This window comes from Velazquezella soli (genome assembly GCF_977018685.1).
The window spans coordinates 2,664,692-2,681,889 of the sequence record NZ_CDRNXF010000004.1; the positions used below are offsets into that span (position 1 = coordinate 2,664,692).

The 17,198-nt window shown below is 60.9% G+C and carries 10 protein-coding genes; 3 read left to right on the forward strand and 7 right to left on the reverse strand.

The window, feature by feature from the left end; translation table 11 throughout:
* Positions 1–155: 155 nt before the first annotated feature.
* Complete coding sequence (locus AC0JZ8_RS16510; RefSeq protein WP_471892967.1) at positions 156–1,007, forward strand: DUF6030 family protein; 852 nt, start codon at positions 156–158, stop codon at positions 1,005–1,007.
* A 26-nt stretch (positions 1,008–1,033) separates the two neighbouring features.
* Here the strand turns inward: AC0JZ8_RS16510 and AC0JZ8_RS16515 are convergent, their stop codons facing one another.
* The 7 genes from AC0JZ8_RS16515 to clpP all read right to left on the reverse strand — a co-directional run bounded on the left by AC0JZ8_RS16515 (position 1,034) and on the right by clpP (position 13,737).
* Positions 1,034–4,477, reverse strand: coding sequence for an ATP-binding protein (locus AC0JZ8_RS16515; protein ID WP_471892968.1), 3,444 nt, complete (start codon positions 4,475–4,477; stop codon positions 1,034–1,036).
* A 4-nt stretch (positions 4,478–4,481) separates the two neighbouring features.
* Positions 4,482–5,717, reverse strand: coding sequence for a metallophosphoesterase family protein (locus tag AC0JZ8_RS16520; protein ID WP_192086716.1), 1,236 nt, complete (start codon positions 5,715–5,717; stop codon positions 4,482–4,484).
* A 106-nt stretch (positions 5,718–5,823) separates the two neighbouring features.
* Positions 5,824–8,013 (reverse strand): esterase-like activity of phytase family protein, encoded by a 2,190-nt coding sequence (locus tag AC0JZ8_RS16525; protein ID WP_471892969.1) that lies wholly within the window; start codon positions 8,011–8,013, stop codon positions 5,824–5,826.
* Positions 8,014–8,204: 191 nt separating this feature from the next.
* On the reverse strand, positions 8,205–8,480 hold the full coding sequence (gene hupB / locus AC0JZ8_RS16530) for a DNA-binding protein HupB (protein WP_062453245.1): 276 nt from the start codon (positions 8,478–8,480) through the stop codon (positions 8,205–8,207).
* 186 nt (positions 8,481–8,666) lie between these two features.
* Complete coding sequence (lon, locus tag AC0JZ8_RS16535; protein WP_192086718.1) at positions 8,667–11,087, reverse strand: endopeptidase La; 2,421 nt, start codon at positions 11,085–11,087, stop codon at positions 8,667–8,669.
* Between the two features lie 441 nt (positions 11,088–11,528).
* Positions 11,529–12,806: an ATP-dependent Clp protease ATP-binding subunit ClpX gene (gene clpX / locus AC0JZ8_RS16540; protein ID WP_062453247.1), complete on the reverse strand. Its 1,278-nt coding sequence runs from the start codon at positions 12,804–12,806 to the stop codon at positions 11,529–11,531.
* A gap of 298 nt (positions 12,807–13,104) precedes the next feature.
* The gene (gene clpP, locus AC0JZ8_RS16545) at positions 13,105–13,737 is read right to left on the reverse strand and encodes an ATP-dependent Clp endopeptidase proteolytic subunit ClpP (protein ID WP_062453248.1); all 633 of its coding nucleotides are present in this window, start codon (positions 13,735–13,737) and stop codon (positions 13,105–13,107) included.
* Between the two features lie 346 nt (positions 13,738–14,083).
* On the opposite strand from clpP, the gene AC0JZ8_RS16550 reads away from it, so the two are divergent.
* Positions 14,084–15,343, forward strand: coding sequence for a diguanylate cyclase (locus tag AC0JZ8_RS16550; protein WP_192086719.1), 1,260 nt, complete (start codon positions 14,084–14,086; stop codon positions 15,341–15,343).
* A 92-nt stretch (positions 15,344–15,435) separates the two neighbouring features.
* The gene (gene ggt, locus AC0JZ8_RS16555) at positions 15,436–17,190 is read left to right on the forward strand and encodes a gamma-glutamyltransferase (protein ID WP_471892970.1); all 1,755 of its coding nucleotides are present in this window, start codon (positions 15,436–15,438) and stop codon (positions 17,188–17,190) included.
* Positions 17,191–17,198: the final 8 nt, after the last annotated feature.

Genomic DNA, 17,198 nt, shown 5'->3' on the forward strand with positions numbered 1-17,198 from the left:
AGACAGCCTACAGCTCCGACCAGCGTAAACTCGTCCGCTAAGCGCTGATGACCGCTGGTCGAATCGAAAATATGGCGAAGCTCTAGATTTGAAGCCTGTTAGTAATGTGGTAAGCGCAGGCATCATCGCAGGCATTCCTCGATCGGAACAAGACTATGCCGCAAGAGGAGAGGCCTGCAATTTCGACCCCTGCCGAACAGCGTCGCCGACGCGGCGGCCGGTTGTTCGTTCTTGCGGTATTCCTTCTCGTTGTCTTCAGCGGGCTTGCGGCGACCGTCCTTTTCGTCAACGAAGGGCGCAACTATAAGCGTCTGGTGCGCCAGTTCGGCCTGCAAACCTATCTGCTTCCTCCTCCTCCTCCCGCACCGGCTGTTCGCATCGGGCGCCAGCGACGGCTTGCGGCGAGTAGCAAGCAGCTGCCCAGACTGGTCCGGCCGCTGGCGCACGACACGTCGCGTCTCATCCCACCCGTTACGACATCAACCGAGGAACGCTGCCAGGCACTGGCGGGCATAGGCGGCGAACCGCCGAACTTCTTGGCGGGCGCCAATGTATGGGAGTGCACGTTCTTCCTGCCGCTGGGCCCGGGTGAAGATCCCGCGTCTCTGTTCATCCAAGCGAAAGGGGTTGGAGAGGATGACCTGCGTACCTTCCGGATCAAGCTCAGTTTCACGGATGAGCGCCACGACGGTGCGCTGTTGCAGACTGCACTGACCACGCTCGACGGTTACGGCCTGTCGCTGACACCGCAGAGCCGGTCATATCTCGAGGCAAGGCTTTCCGCCCGCACGGCGTTTAAATCCGATCTCGAAAACTACCGCGCCACCTTTGTCCCCGAAATGATGGACCAGAGACGGTTCAACCTGCTCCTCGTTGCCCATCCCGTTACCACGGCATGCCCGGTACCGACGCCGGAACCTGGCAGGGCGTCACAGCGAGCGATCGTCAGCACGCGGATCGGCTGCCTGACGCTCCCAGTGGGGCAAGTTTTTTCGCCGCAAGGCTAGCCACGCTATGCAACCGTCAGATTGCGTTAAAGCCTGATCAAATCCAGCCGCTCTCCGAGTTCGCGCTGCGCCGTTTCCACCAGGCTGAGCTGGTGGGTGAACAGCACCGTCTGGAACTTGTCGCCGGCAGCAGCCAGTGTGCGGATGCCGGCAGCGGTGCGTTCGTCGTCGAATGTCTGGAAGATGTCGTCGAGGATCAGCGGTACCGGTTCGTTGCGGCTGCAGTAATCCTCGAGGAACGCCAGACGCAGCGCCAGATAGAGCTGGTCGCCGGTCCCTTCGCTGAGGCCCGATAGCGGAACCTGCTCACCGGTGTTTCGCTCGACGGCAAGCTGGAGCTCGTCCTTCTCGTCATAGAGCTGCACCAGCTTCGCAAACCGTTCGCCGGTGAGATCAGCAAAAACCTTTCCCGCCCGCTGCATGACAGGATCGGCCTGTTGCTCGCGATAGGTTTCCATCGACGACGACAGGAGGCTGGCGGCAAGCTTCAGGACCACCCACCGACGCGCAAGGTCCCTCGCCTCGGTTTCGGCCGCATGCTTCTGGAACACAGCGCGCTCGGCGCCGATGCCGCTTTCCAGTTCGCGGCGGCGGCGGGCATTGTCTGCCTCAGCGGTCCGCAGGGAAGAAATCCGGTCGATCTGCCTGCTATCGGCGCTTTCCAGCTGCTCGATCTCAAGACCTGCGGTCACCTTGTCGAAATCTACCAGCGCTGAGCGCACTGCCGCTTCGTCGTCACCATCGGCGTGTTCGTTGAAGCGGGAGCGGCACTGCAGCAGCTGTCCGTTCAGCCGGCTTCGCTGGCGCAGTTCCTCCAGAACCTGTTCGAGGTCGGCGACGTCTCGCGAGGCGGAAGTGGCAAGGGAGGCCAGCTCGTCCTGCAGGTTTTTTTCGCGAGTGGCATAGCGCTCCAGGGCGAGCGTCGCGCGTTCGAGGTCAGCCGACATCGCGGCCTTGTGCTTGGCGGCGGCATTGGCATCCATCGCCCGATCGTTAAGGAGACCGGCCGCGACATCTGCCGGCACCGAGATCAGGTCTGGCGCGACCTTGGTGCAGAGGCTGCGGATCTCTTCGTCGAAGGTTTCCATGTCGCGCTGCATGCCGCGCACCCGGCGCCTGCGGTTCTCGCGCTCGGCCAGAAGATCCGGCACGCTGCGCCAGACATCGAGCGCTGCAGCCGCCATTTCGACCGTCGCCTCATCCGGCAGGCCGGCCATGGTCGCAGCGTTGGAGAATGCGGCTCGCCACGTGTCGACTTCACGGCGCAGAACGGTCTCGCGCTCTTCGAGACGTTGCAGCGCATCGACGGCGGAATGGCGCTTGCCCTCCAGCGAGCGGCTTTCCGTCCAGCGTTCCGCTATCTCCGCCAGTCTGCGGTCGAGAGCGCGCGCCAGGGCCGCAGGCGGCAAGGCGGTTGCGGCAAGACCAATCGCGTCCGCAAGACCGACCAGCACCGGCTTCAACCGCTCTTCCTTCAGCCGCGCGGTCTGCAGCGCGTCACGTGCATCCTTCAGCGCATCGACCTGATGCGACAGGGCTTCGACGCCGCGGCGCCATTCGAGCATGCGTTCGGGCGACAGCGGGGAGACGGGCACCGAGCGGAACAGGTCCTCGAATTCGGTGATCGCATCCGACAGCGCGATATCGCTTTCGCGCGCTTCGGCGCGGGCGTTCGTCAACTGCTGCTGGATCTCGTGCTGACGCAGGCTGAGCTGCGCGTGCCGGGACACACGCTCGGCGTCGGTCAGGGCAGCGTCGGCCAGTTCATCGGCATTTTGAACGGCCTTGTGCACATCGGCGAGCTTATCCGCTGATGGCTTTGCTCCGAATGCGGCAAGACCCGCATCGCGCAGCTGGCGGGCTTCCATGATGTCAGCACGCGAAACGATGCGGCCCTGCCCTTCCAGCGCCGCCATGTGATCGGCCACGGTCTTGGCGTCGGCCTTCACCGTCGTCAGCGTCTGGGTGATCCTCGCATGCACTGCGCGTGCATCGTCGATCAGCTTGCGGTGGCTGGTCAGCGCGCTAAGATCCGGCAGCGGGCTCGCAAGCAGGGCGTCGATGTCCTTGACCGGCGGATCGAGCCTTGCGACGGCGGCGGCGAGATCGCTTTCTGCCCGCGATGCGCGGACCTGCAGGTTTTCGATCCCGGAAAGATCGCTGAGTTCGGGGCGCAGCGCCGTGAGCTGCTCGGCCCATGGTTTCGGATCGATCAGGCGGCTGTCCGGATTGGCTTCATCCAGACGCCGCAGCGCCTCGCGCTCTTCTTCCAGACGGAGATGCAGCTGTTTCAGGCTGCGGTCGAGTTCGCTGCCTTCGTCGAGCAGTGTCTTCAGCCGCACCAGGTCGGCATCGGCAGGCAGGTAGCGTTCAAGGTCATCGGTCCTGACAAGACCTAACCTGCGCCCCAGCTGCACCAGCCGGGTGTCGAAATCCTCGACCTCGCCGCGAACCCTCGCGATATCCTCGCGGGCTTTCAGATAGACGCCCTTGTCGGCGTGGCGGGCGAGAATGCTGCCGGCAGCGGCGATCAGCGCGTCGTCGACATGGAGAGCGGCGATCTCATCGCCCAGCCGCGAGACTTCGGTTTGCGCCGCCCGATGCGCGTCGTCATTGCGCCGCGCCTCGTCCAGAGCCCGCGCCAACGCATCCTCGAAGCCAGGCGACAGCGAGCCCAGCGACTGATACTGCGCCAGCTGGTCCTGCTCGCGGTCGATCTCGCGCAGCACCGGCTCCAGCCGCATCAGCTTGCGCAGCCGTTCCAGCGTCTGTTTCGTGGTTTCGCGCTCGGTCTGGACCGTCGCGAGTTCCGCTTCCAGCTCGGACTGTTCGGCGAGCAGCTTCTTCCAGTCGCCGGACTTCAGCTCGTTGTCCCGCTCGGCCTTGCGCGCCTCGTCATGGCTGTCGAGCACCTGGTAAAACAACCGGTCCTTGGAGCGGCGCGCCGCGTAGATGGTGTCGGCCTCGGCATCGAAGCTCTTGCGCAGGTCGGAGAGGCCGGTAAGGCCCGACGCTGCAGAAAACAGCAGACTGCCGATCTCGCCGCCGCTTTTCAGCATGCTCTGGCCGCCGGCGCGCAGCGACGCCGAATCAAGCCCGAAAGCGCGTTGAAACACGTCGCGGTTCAGCGTGCCGAGAAAGGGTGCCAGCGCATCCTCGGGCAGCGCCTCTTCCGCCTCGCTTGCCGCGAGTAGCGTGTTCTTGCGGCCGCGACGACGGCGAAAGCCCAGCTTGCTGCCATCGCGTGTCTCGATTTCGGCGCCGACGCGAAGGGCCGTCGCATCGTGGAGAAAACTGTATTCGGCAGCGGTCGGAAAACCGAACAGCAGATCCGAGATTGCCGACAGCGCGGAAGACTTTCCGGCTTCGTTCGGGCCATAGATGACATGCAACTGCGCATCCGGCCGGAACGCAAGCGCGCGATCGGTGAGCGCGCCGTAGCGCAGGATGTCGAGACGGGTGAAACGCATGTGACTACCCTACCCTTGCCGCGCGCGACAGAAGCAGCTCGCGTGCTTCCGCCAACAGTGTTGCCGCATCATCACCTAGCGCCAGGTCACCGGCACCGATACCGCCCGGCAGACGCGCGGCAATTTCGGCAATGCGGGCCTCGGCTTCGCTGACCAGAAGCGGCGAGAACTCCGCCGTCGGCAGCAGGCCTTCGAGCCCGAGCAGATCGGTGGCTTTCCCAGTTGAGGCAATCTCGGCTTCGAGTTTGACCTCCAGCTTTTCCAGCCAGATATCCTCATGACCCCGATGGCACGCGGCTTGCACCTCGTCCCGGAAATCGGCCGCTCTCGCCAAGATCTCGTTGCGGAAGCGACTGCGGCCGCTGATGCGGATGCGCAGTGCCAGCGGCCGGCTTTCCATGGCATCGATCACAGAACCAAGCAGATCTTCCAGCCGCCGCAGGATTGCCGCCGGCGTCTCGTCCGGCTCGACAAGAACAGCGAGTTCAGCAAACCTTGCGCTGTCGGTCACGATACGCTCATAGGCGATGCGTCCGTCCTCGACGGTCACGAGCACGGCGCCCTTTGCCCCCTGCTCGCGGATCGACCGCCCCTGAAGGTTGCCGGGGAACACGACCAGCGGGTCTTCGGCAACGATTTCGAAATCGTGGACATGGCCGAGCGCCCAGTAATCGTAGCCACGCGATCGCAGGTCTTCGACGGAACAGGGCGCGTAGGCTGCGTGCGGCTCGCGGCCGGTCAGCGAGGTGTGCAGCACGCCAATGTTGAACCAGCCCGGTTCCGGCTTCGGATAGGCAAGCGCCAGGTTTTCGTTGGCGGAGCGCTCGGCAAAACCCTGGCCGTGCAGCGCAACCTTCAGGTGATCCAGCTTGAACGTTCCGGGCTTTGCGGTCGGGAATTCGCTGACATTCTTCGGCAGCGTAATTGTCTTGGTGATGACGCTTTCGGCGTCGTGATTGCCCTTCAGCAGAAAGACCGGAATGCCGGCGCGTTCCAGCCGGGCAATTTCGCGGTTGAAGAACAGGCCGATCTTGTTGTCTTTCCAGTCGCCGTCATAGACATCGCCCGCAACGATAAAGAAGTCGACCTTGCGCTCCACCGCCTCGTCCACCAAGCCCGAGAACGCCTTGCGGCTTGCCTCGATGAAGATATCGGCAAGCTCGGCATCCTTCAGCGCCAGCCCCTGAAAGGGACTGCCTAGATGCAGATCGGCGGCATGGATGAAGCGGAATGAGGTCATCGACTCGGCTGCTGGAACACATCGGGAACGACAGACTTAAGTCACGCATCGGCAATAAAAAAGGCCGGGTGCGAAAACACCCGGCCTTTTCCTGTTGATGAACGGTTTAGTTGGTCGCCTTGATCTCAACCGGGAAGAACAGCGTCTCACCAGAACTGTCATCGACGCCGTCATTGTCGGTGATGGCGAAGGCCTTGCCGGACTTGTCGAAGGCGAAACCTTCGAGCTTGTCGACCACGTATCCGTTGGTGGCGTTCTTCAGGTCGGGCAGGAAGTCGTGAACCTCCTGCTTGGTGACGAGCGGCAGCTCTCCTCCAAGCTTCGCCGGCTTCAGATCGGCGATTGCCACACGGTAGAGCTTCTTGAGCTTTGCCTTGTCGCCGATCAGGTTGTCGCGCTCGATGATGTAGAGGTAGTCACCGCGGGCCGTAATTTCCGACAGGCCGACCCAGCCTTTTTCGGTCTTTTCGAGCGGGTAGCGAACGGCGGCCCATTCCTTGGACTTCGGCTTGTAGGACAGAAGCTTCACCTGGCCCTTCGGATCGTCCTTCCATTCGCGCTGGATTGCCATCCAGAGTGTCAGGTCGTCGCCGGAACCGGTTGTGGTGATGCCTTCGAGGCCGAAGCGGGTTTCGCCTGCCAGAAGTTCTGCAGGCAGCGCGATCTCGGACTTGATCTCGCCCTTTGCGCTGACGTTGTAGATGCCGTGACCAACGAACTTGGCACTGTCGCCTTCGGAAGCCAGCCAGAAGCCACCCTTGCCGTCGAGTGCGATACCTTCGATATCGAGCTTCTGGGCCGGCTGACCGTTGCGGGTCACACGCACGACACTGGTGATTTCGGCCGGCTTCTTGGTGGCGTCGATGGTGAAGATCGAGGGCTGCATGGCATAGACGCTATCGCTGACTGCGTAGAGAATGCCGTCCTTCTCCGCATCACCGACGAGGCCCGACATGGCGCCCCAGCCGAGCGGCTTGCCGTCGACATCCTTGGAGACCAGCATCGGATAGGCCTTTTCGCCTTCGCCAAGCTCGTAGATCATGACATGCGAGCGGGCACCGCCGTCTTCGCCGAGATCGGCTTCGTTGGCAGACGCGAGCAGGTTGCGGCCGGGAATGGCAACGGCACCTTCAGGCGAGATGCCGGATGGCAGAAGCTGCACCAGTTCCGGCTCCGCGCCGGTATCCTTGTAGACCGCGATCATCGAACCGCGTTCCGACAGGACAAAGAAATACTTCTGACCGTTGAAGGTCGCAGCTTCCAGCCCTTCCGGCTCGATGCCCTTGTTCTTGGCACGCTTTTCCGGGAAGTGACCGACGCGGGCTACGGCATATTCGAGCGATGTGCCGGCGTCGTATAGAACCTTGCCGGTGCGGTCGAAGATGGTGAAGCCGCGCGACCCGCCCTTGTAGTCACCTTCGTTGGCGACAACGAAACGATCGGTACCGAGCCACTTCACCGCATCCGGTTCGCGGGGAATGGCCGTGAGCTTGCCGGAGAAGGTCAGTGCGCCGTCGGTCTTGGTGTCAACGCCATCGAGATCAACCGTGCCGGCCGTGAAATGGGCGGTAACCTTTGCGGTCTTGCTGTCGACGATGACGATGTGGTTATTTTCCTGCAGCGTCACGACGATTTCGCCGTTGGCGTTGATATTGACGAATTCAGGCTCGGGATCCTCAGGAGCGACGGTGGACAGTCCCGTCAGATCGACGTGACGGATGCTGTCGCAAACCGGCACGCCATTGTTCAGGGTGACAATCTGCAATTCACCGGCCGGCAGCTGCGGAAGAGCGCCGTCGTTGAGCTTTTCGTCGCGCTGGTTCTCGATGGCAATGGCCGCAAACGTGCCATCCGGCGAGATGACGACCGAGTCCGGCTGGCCGCCGAGATCACAGGTGTTCTCGAGTTTCCGGGAGGCGATATCGACCACACCGAGCTGGCCTGCGGGCTTGGTGAGGTCCTTGGTCCGATCGATGGTGACGAGAACCTTCGCACCGACTGCGGCGACCGAGTTCGGCTCGCCGTCGATCTTGACCGAGCCGCCTGCCTTCGGCGCTTTTGCGTCGGTGATGTCGATAAAGCCAATCGTGCCGCCCGGCGCATCGGAATAGATGAGCGTGTTGCCGTCGGCGGTGGCCGTGATGATTTCCGACGAGGTCGCCTTGTCCTCGCCCTTGGGCAGGTTCTGGGCGACCGGGAAGGATGCAATGCGGTTGAAGACTTGCTCGGCGCCGGCAGGAGCTGCAACGGAGCCGAGGAGGAGCGCGGTCAAAGCGGCGCGTGTCGAGAATGTCATGGGAAGCCTCCGTGAAACTACACTCGGCTTGTGCTGCACTGTCATGACAGGCGGATGACAGTTTTGGACGCAGAAAGAACGGACCTGCGGATAAGGCTCGAACACGCTTTTCGTTCAACGAAAAAGGCCCGGTTCTCACCGGGCCTTCTCAACGCTTTGCATCACGGCGGCAGGCCGCCAGATGCTTTCGATCAGCTGTTAACAGCTTCCTTGAGACCCTTGCCGGCCGAGAACTTCGGAACGTTGCGAGCCGGGATATCGACTTCAGCGCCCGTGGACGGGTTGCGGCCCTTGGATGCTTCGCGACGCGAAACGGAGAAGCTGCCGAAGCCAGCGAGGCGAATGTCGCCACCATTCTTCAGTTCGGCCTGGACAGTCTCGAAAACGGCATCGACTGCAGAGGCGGCATCAGCCTTGGAGAGGCCGGCTTTTTCGGCCACTGCGGACACCAGTTCGGTCTTGTTCATATTTCCACCCTTTCAACGGTTTTGGAACGACTCATTTGGTCGGCGCCGACAATAGTTTTGCGTCGGCACTTGGCAACCCAAAGGCTCCGAAAAAGCCTGAAAAACAAGGGGTCTTGGGCATTTTTCACAAAAAAAGCCGGCTTTCGCCGGCTTTTTTATCAGTTCGTGGCGGCTTCAAGGCACCGCTTAGTGAGCGATCGTTGTCGACGAGTCGTCGGCACCGTCAACCGTCGCAATGACCGGTGTCTCCACCGTGCCATCCCACTCGATCGGTTCGGGAAGGCGAACCAAAGCGTGCTTGATCACCTCGCCCATACGCGACACCGGGATGATCTCCATGCCGTTTTTCACGTTGTCCGGAATGTCCGCGAGGTCCTTCGCGTTCTCCTCCGGGATCAGCACAACCTTGATGTTGCCGCGCAGAGCCGCAAGGAGTTTTTCCTTGAGACCACCGATCGGCAGCACCCGGCCGCGCAACGTGATTTCGCCGGTCATGGCGACATCCTTGCGTACAGGAATGCCGGTCATGATCGAAACGATCGCGGTTGCCATGCCCACACCGGCCGACGGACCGTCCTTCGGCGTCGCACCCTCCGGCACGTGCACGTGGATATCCGACTTGTCGAAGCGCGGCGGCTCGATGCCGAAATCGACGGCACGGGAGCGGACATAGGATGCCGCAGCCGAAATCGATTCCTTCATCACGTCCTTGAGGTTGCCGGTGACGGTCATGCGACCCTTGCCCGGCATCATGACGCCTTCGATGGTGAGAAGCTCACCGCCGACTTCTGTCCAGGCAAGACCCGTGACGACGCCGACCTGATCCTCACCCTCGGCTTCGCCGTGACGGAAACGCGGAACGCCAAGGTAATCCGAAATGTTGGCAGCGGTAACCGCAACCGACTTCGTCTTGCCCTTGATGATCTCGGTCACGGCCTTGCGGGCGAGCTTCATCAGCTCGCGCTCGAAGGAGCGAACGCCGGCTTCGCGCGTGTACTGCTGGCTGATCGCCATCAGGGCATCGTCCGACACCGAGAATTCCTTCGGCTGCAGCGCATGGTCCCGGATCGCCTTCGGCAGAAGGTGACGCTTGGCGATCTCCCGCTTCTCATCCTCGGTGTACCCGGCGATGCGGATCACTTCCATGCGGTCCATCAGGGGACCTGGGATGTTCAGCGTGTTCGCCGTGGTGATGAACATCACGTCGGACAGATCGTATTCGACCTCAAGGTAGTGGTCCATGAAGGTCGAGTTCTGCGCTGGATCGAGCACTTCGAGCAGGGCCGACGACGGATCTCCGCGGAAGTCCGAGCCCATCTTGTCGATTTCGTCGAGCAGGAAGAGCGGGTTGGACTTCTTCGCCTTCTTCATAGACTGGATGACCTTGCCGGGCATCGAGCCGATGTAGGTGCGGCGGTGACCACGGATTTCGGCTTCGTCACGAACGCCACCGAGTGCCATGCGCACGTACTCGCGGCCGGTCGCCTTGGCGATCGACTGGGCAAGAGACGTCTTGCCGACGCCCGGAGGACCGACGAGGCAGAGGATCGGGCCCTTGAGCTTGGTGGCGCGGGCCTGCACGGCGAGATACTCGACGATGCGTTCCTTGACCTTGTCGAGACCGAAGTGATCCAGTTCGAGGACCTTTTCGGCCGCGTTAAGATCGGTCTTGATCTTCGACTTCTTGGACCACGGAATACCGAGCAGCCAGTCGAGATAGTTGCGCACGACGGTGGCTTCCGCCGACATCGGGCTCATCTGCTTCAGCTTCTTCAGCTCGGCGTCGGCCTTTTCCTTGGCTTCCTTGGAAAGCTTGGTCTTGCCGATGCGCTCTTCCAGTTCGGCCATCTCGTCACGGCCTTCGTCGCCGTCGCCGAGTTCCTTCTGGATCGCCTTCATCTGCTCGTTGAGGTAATACTCGCGCTGGGTCTTTTCCATCTGGCGCTTGACGCGCGAGCGGATGCGCTTCTCAACCTGGAGGACGGAGATTTCGCCTTCCATGAAGCCGAGGGCCTTTTCAAGCCGCAGCTTGATCGAGACCGTTTCGAGCATTTCCTGCTTTTCAGTGATCTTGATCGACAGGTGCGAGGCGACCGTGTCGGCCAGCTTCGAGTAGTCCTCGATCTGGCTCGCGGCACCAACGACTTCAGGAGAGATCTTCTTGTTGAGCTTCACGTAGTTCTCGAATTCGGAAACCACGGAGCGCGACAGCGCTTCCACCTCAACGGCGTCCTCATCGGGCTCGGCCAGAATCTCGGCCTTGGCTTCGTAGAACTCGTCGCGGTCACTGTATTCGGAGATCTGGGCGCGCGCCTTGCCTTCGACCAGAACCTTGACGGTTCCGTCCGGGAGCTTCAGGAGCTGCAGCACATTGGCCACCGTGCCGACCTTGTAGATCTGCTCAGGCTCAGGATCGTCGTCGCTGGCATTGATCTGGGTGACGAGCATGATCTGCTTGTCGGAACCCATGACCTCTTCAAGCGCCCGAATGGACTTTTCCCGTCCGACGAACAGCGGCACGATCATGTGCGGGAAGACCACAATGTCGCGCAGAGGCAGGACCGGATAGGTCTCAGCGCCGGATGCCGCAGACGTTGAATTCGTCATGTCATTTCCTTTCCATCGTCCCGTTGCCGGGATGGCTTGAGAAATTACCCAAGCACTTCACTCCCGCTAAAAGTGGAGTTTTCACAGATCGTTTTCAAGCCTTGCAAGGTCGCTGCACTGCACCTTGTGCAACCAGCCGTCAGACAAAGCGCCCACGCATAACGCCTTACGCAAAATGTCAGCTCTTCAGCACGGACGCGCCACCGTTCTTGCCGACAAAGCTTTTCGAGACGAGGTCCGAAATCAACGTCACACGCACAAAAGGTGCGAAGCAGCCGGAACGGAAAGGTTCATCCCTGACCCTGTCTAAATCAAGCGGATTATCTTGCAACTCTTTGCAGTGCAAAAATCGTGTAATACGGCCTAAAACAATAGCCGAGGCTAAAACGAAAAAGAGGCCCCAATGGGGCCCCTTCTCAATGTCGCTATGACCGCTGAGGATCAGGCCGAAACGTTGGCCTTTTCTTCCTGCCTGTCGGCGTAGATGTAGAGCGGACGTGCATTGCCCCGCACCACATCGTCGGAAATGACCACTTCGCGAACGCCTTCCAGCGCCGGCAGCTCGAACATCGTGTCGAGCAGGATCTTTTCCATGATCGAGCGAAGACCACGAGCACCCGTCTTGCGGATGATGGCGCGCTTGGCGATCTCGCGCAGCGCGTCCTCGTGGAACGTCAGTTCGACGTCTTCCATCTCGAACAGGCGCTGGTACTGCTTGATCAGCGCGTTCTTCGGCTCCGACAGGATCTGGATCAGCGCATCCTCATCGAGATCCTCGAGCGTTGCCAGAACCGGCAGACGACCAATGAATTCCGGAATGAGACCGAACTTGACCAGATCTTCCGGCTCCAGTTCGCGCAGCACTTCGCCAACGCGACGATCGTCCGGAGACTGGACGGATGCACCGAAACCGATCGAGGTCTTCTCGCCACGGGCAGAGATGATCTTGTCGAGACCGGCAAAGGCGCCGCCGCAGATGAACAGGATGTTCGTCGTGTCGACCTGCAGGAATTCCTGCTGCGGATGCTTGCGACCACCCTGCGGCGGAACCGATGCAACCGTGCCTTCCATGATCTTCAGAAGCGCCTGCTGGACGCCCTCGCCCGACACGTCGCGGGTGATCGAAGGGTTGTCCGACTTGCGGGAGATCTTGTCGACTTCGTCGATGTAGACGATGCCGCGCTGGGCGCGCTCGACATTGTAATCCGCAGACTGAAGCAGCTTCAGAATGATGTTTTCCACGTCTTCACCGACATAGCCGGCTTCCGTGAGTGTCGTCGCGTCGGCCATCGTGAAGGGCACGTCGATGATGCGCGCGAGCGTCTGGGCAAGATAGGTCTTGCCGCAACCCGTCGGACCGACGAGCATGATGTTCGACTTCGCAAGCTCGACATCGCCGCCCTTTGAGGCATGCGCGAGACGCTTGTAATGATTGTGGACTGCGACCGACAGAATACGCTTGGCCTGCTTCTGGCCGATGACGTACTCGTCGAGGACCTTGATGATGTCCTGCGGCGTGGGAACGCCTTCACGGGACTTCACCATCGAAGACTTGTTCTCTTCGCGAATGATGTCCATGCACAATTCGACGCATTCATCGCAGATGAATACGGTCGGGCCGGCAATCAGCTTGCGGACCTCGTGCTGGCTCTTTCCGCAGAAGGAGCAATACAGGGTATTCTTGGAGTCGCCGCCGTTGCCGCCGCTGACTTTGCTCATATCACTTTCCTTCCAGCACTCCGCCTATCCGCCTGTCCAGACGGTCGCGGTCAACTTTGTCGCTGTCGACACGCGCGGACGCCATGCCGCGCCTGTCTTCGCTCAAGGGGTACTCTACCGGCCTTAAACTCGCTTTCGCAGGTCCAGAATGACCGGCTGCAACGAAACCCCTAAGACGCCAATGCTATGTCATAAACACTCAACACAGCCTTAATAGGTACTAATAGCGCGTTCCGTGCCACTTGAAACCCCCGAAATCACTCAAATCCGGGTGAGCAGCACGGATGCCACTATTGCCTCAAGACGCCGAAACGCCTTCCATTTCCTGACGCGTGGTCAGGATCTTGTCGACGACGCCCCAGTCCTGAGCTTCGTCGGCGGTCATGAAGTGGTCACGATCGAGAGTTTTTTCAACTTCCTCAAGCGTACGGCCGGTGTGCTTCACGTAAACGTCGTTCAAACGGCGCTTCATCTTCAGAATGTCGCGGGCGTGACGTTCGATGTCCGACGCCTGACCGGTAAAGCCGCCGGAGGGCTGGTGGACCATGATACGCGAGTTCGGCATTGCAAAACGCATGCCCTTCTCGCCGGCGCACAGCAGCAGCGAGCCCATCGACGCGGCCTGACCAATGCAGAGCGTCGATACGGCCGGCTTGATGAACTGCATCGTGTCGTAGATCGACATGCCGGCGGTGACGACACCACCTGGCGAATTGATGTAGAGCGCGATTTCCTTCTTCGGATTTTCAGCCTCAAGGAAAAGCAGCTGGGCGCAAACGAGCGACGCCATGTAATCTTCCACCGGACCGGTGACGAAGATGATGCGCTCCTTCAGGAGGCGCGAGTAGATATCGTAGGAGCGTTCACCGCGATTGGTCTGCTCAACGACCATCGGCACCAAGGCCATTGCGGTATCAACTGGATTTCTCATGTCCGTCCTTTGTCAAATGCATCGCCGAAGGCGGCGATGCGCTCCGGAATCATTGGAATGGGTTATCTCCTACATAGAGTGTCACCGCCGGGTACTTCAAGACGGAGAGCCCGATATCCTTAATCGGCTTGGGATGCGCGAGGCTGACCGATAATGCAACAACTCTCATATACCAGAGGCAAAAGAGAAGTATCGACGGCCATCCAAGCATTTTTGATCGAGCAGGGTAAAGCGGATATGAATAAATGACAGCATTCTAATCAAAATAACCGACGCAAAACAGCAACGCAGCCTTAAAGACTTGGCCGCATACTGACGCGGCCGGGAATGAATGACGGAGCTGGATGTGGATATCTTGACGGGTCTGTTGATCTGGGCCGCTGAAGCGGTGACGCTCGCCGTCCTGCTCTTTTCACGCTGGTACTATGAGCGCGAACCACTTTATCTCAGCTGGGGCAGCGGCTTCGCTGTGCACGGGATTGGCGCAGCTCTGGTCGCAATGCGCGGCGACATCCCGGACTTCGTTTCGATTGAGATCGCCAATACCATGGTTCTTGCGGGTATCGGCCTGTGGGCTGCGGGCCTGATGCAACTCGACCGCCGGCCCGTGGAACCCTATGTTGGCATTCCGGCCCTGATCTGGATTGCCGGGATGTTTCTCGACCCCGTCCGCGGCGACTTCGCCAGTCGCGCCATCCTTCACCACGTCGCGGCCATGGTCGGTCACGCCATGATCATCGGCATTCTGCTTTACCATCGCGGTCCGCCCAGTATCACCCGTCGCGTGTTTGCCAGCGTCATCGGGATACAGTTCTTCTCCTGTGCGCTGATTGTCCTGATGGTGTTCATCGGTAGACCGGATGCGCTTGTCGCTGCGTCGCATTCGCCGTGGCTCTATCTCCCGACGGCTTTCGTCTTTGTCGGCAGCATCGTCTGCGGGGCGCGACTCCTGACCGAGCGGTCGGAGCTGACCCTGAAGGAGCTGGCGCGGACCGACCCGCTGACCGGCGTGCTCAACCGCCGCGGTCTGCTGGAAGAGTTTCACCGGTCGAAGGGCGTTGATGCGTTGGATGGCAGCATGATTGCTTTCATCCAGTTCGATCTCGACGGGTTCAAGCAGATCAACGACGTCTACGGTCATCAGGCCGGCGATGACGTGCTCTCCGCCTTTGCACGGATTGGTGCGGCGGCTCAGCGCGGCCGCGGCTCGTTCGGACGCATGGGCGGTGAGGAGTTCGCGTCGATCATCCGCGTCTCCGATATGGTCGAAGCAGCCAGTATCGCAGAGGCAATCCGCTCGACGCTCAGACGCCATCCAATCAGTGTCGGCGAACACAGGATAGCCGTGACGGTCAGCGCCGGCATCTCGCTGTGCTCCACGAAGGACGCTGATATCGACGTGTTGCTAACCGCTGCCGACAAGGCTCTTTACGTGTCGAAGACCAGCGGCCGCGACCGCACCGCCGTTCATACGGATCAGGAAATCATGATCGTACCGTCAACGGATTTTGCGTCCCCAACACCGTTTGCCGCAGATCCTTTCGAAGACATCAGCGTGTCCCAACAGGTGGCGTCGCTGAAACGCATCGTCGTCCTCAGCCAATAGTGCCGTTGCCCACGACCGCCTAAAGTCTTGCAATGGCGCGACAATGCTCCACACTCTCTCCGAGCAAAATCAAAAATGCGGAGAGACATGCCATGCTGAAGCAAATTTCCGGAACTGTTCTCGCCGGTTTCCTGACGATCTCGGTTGCCTCGGCGCAGCAGGCATCGGACACGACCGCGCCGGAAAAGGCATCGGCAGTCACGTCGGCCAAGCGGGTCGAGACGAAGCGCTACATGGTCGCCGCCGCCAATCCGCTCGCCGCGGAAGCGGGTCGTGCAGTGATCGAGAAAGGCGGCAGTGCTGCCGATGCGCTGGTTGCCGTGCAGACCGTGCTCGGCCTCGTGGAACCGCAGAGTTCCGGCCTCGGCGGCGGCTCCTTCCTAGTCTATTACGACGCAGCCTCGAAGAAACTGACAACGTTAGACGGCCGCGAGACGGCGCCGATGGAAGCGACGCCAAAGCTCTTTCTCGACGATCAGGGTCAGCCGTTGAAGTTCATGGCAGCCGTGGTCGGCGGCCGGTCGGTCGGCACGCCGGGCACGGTGCGGCTTCTCGAAACCGTCCACCGCAAATACGGTAAGGCGAACTGGGCGGGATTGTTTACTGCCGCCGAGCGCCTCGCCACTGACGGCTTTGAGGTATCACCCCGGCTCGGCACTCTGCTTGCGGCCGAAGGTGACAAGCTGAAGACCGATGACGCTACGATCCGCTATTTCTTCGACGATGGCGGCGCACCGCTGAAAATCGGCACTCTCCTCAAGAACCCCGCCTATGCAGAAACGCTGCGAACGATCGCATCTGGCGGCGCCGATGCCTTCTATTCCGGCCCGATTGCGCAGGCGATCGTCAAGGCCGTGCGCGAGGCAAAGGGCAATCCCGGCGTTCTCTCGCTATCCGATTTCGCCAATTACAGGGTCAAGGAGCGGGAACCCGTCTGCCTTGCCTATCGCGCTCTCGATATATGCGGCATGGGCCCACCCTCCTCCGGTGGCGTTGCCGTCGGCCAGATGCTGGGCATTCTCGAAAACTTCGATCTGAAGGGGCTCGGGCCGGACAATGTTGAAAGCTGGAGGCTGATCGGCGATGCGCAGCGCCTGGCGTTTGCGGACCGCGAAAGATATCTGGCCGATCCAGATTTCGTGCCGGCACCGATCAAGGGTCTCCTCAAAAAGGAATATCTCGGCGAACGGGCAAGACTGCTCGACACGGACAAGGCACTTGCCAAGGATGCCGTGACGGCTGGCGAGCCGACCTGGGATCACGCGCTCCTGTTCGGCCGCGGCGAGGCGATCGAACTTCCCTCCACCAGCCATATCTCAATCGTCGACAAGGACGGCAACGTCGCCAGCATGACGACGACGATCGAGAACGGTTTCGGATCGCGGCTGATGGTCAACGGGTTCCTGCTCAACAACGAACTCACCGACTTTTCCTTCAAGACGCATGATGGCAGCCTGCCGGTCGCCAACCGCGTCGAGCCGGGCAAACGCCCCCGCTCCTCGATGGCGCCGACGATCGTGATGAAGGACGGCAAGCCGCTGATGGCCATCGGGTCGCCCGGCGGCAGCCAGATCATCGGATATGTGGCGCAGGCGCTGGTCGCCTATATAGACTGGGGCATGCCGGTGGAGCAAATCGTCGCCCAGCCGCATCTGATCAACCGTTTCGGGACATACGATATCGAAGCCGGAACGCGGGCCGAGACGCTGATGGAGCCGCTGAAGTCACTCGGCTACGAGGTGAAGGCCGGCGAAATGACGTCTGGCCTGCAGGCAATCGAGATCACCGACCGAGGACTTGCGGGAAGTGCCGATCCGCGGCGCGAGGGTATCGCGACAGACGAATGACGGGCTTT

Coding starts and splice junctions, on each gene's coding strand:
- AC0JZ8_RS16510 (WP_471892967.1), top strand. CDS start 156: ATGCCGCAAGAGGAGAGGCCTGCAATTTCGACCCCTGCCGAACAGCGT.
- AC0JZ8_RS16515 (WP_471892968.1), bottom strand. CDS start 4,477: ATGCGTTTCACCCGTCTCGACATCCTGCGCTACGGCGCGCTCACCGAT.
- AC0JZ8_RS16520 (WP_192086716.1), bottom strand. CDS start 5,717: ATGACCTCATTCCGCTTCATCCATGCCGCCGATCTGCATCTAGGCAGT.
- AC0JZ8_RS16525 (WP_471892969.1), bottom strand. CDS start 8,013: ATGACATTCTCGACACGCGCCGCTTTGACCGCGCTCCTCCTCGGCTCC.
- hupB (WP_062453245.1), bottom strand. CDS start 8,480: ATGAACAAGACCGAACTGGTGTCCGCAGTGGCCGAAAAAGCCGGCCTC.
- lon (WP_192086718.1), bottom strand. CDS start 11,087: ATGACGAATTCAACGTCTGCGGCATCCGGCGCTGAGACCTATCCGGTC.
- clpX (WP_062453247.1), bottom strand. CDS start 12,806: ATGAGCAAAGTCAGCGGCGGCAACGGCGGCGACTCCAAGAATACCCTG.
- clpP (WP_062453248.1), bottom strand. CDS start 13,737: ATGAGAAATCCAGTTGATACCGCAATGGCCTTGGTGCCGATGGTCGTT.
- ggt (WP_471892970.1), top strand. CDS start 15,436: ATGCTGAAGCAAATTTCCGGAACTGTTCTCGCCGGTTTCCTGACGATC.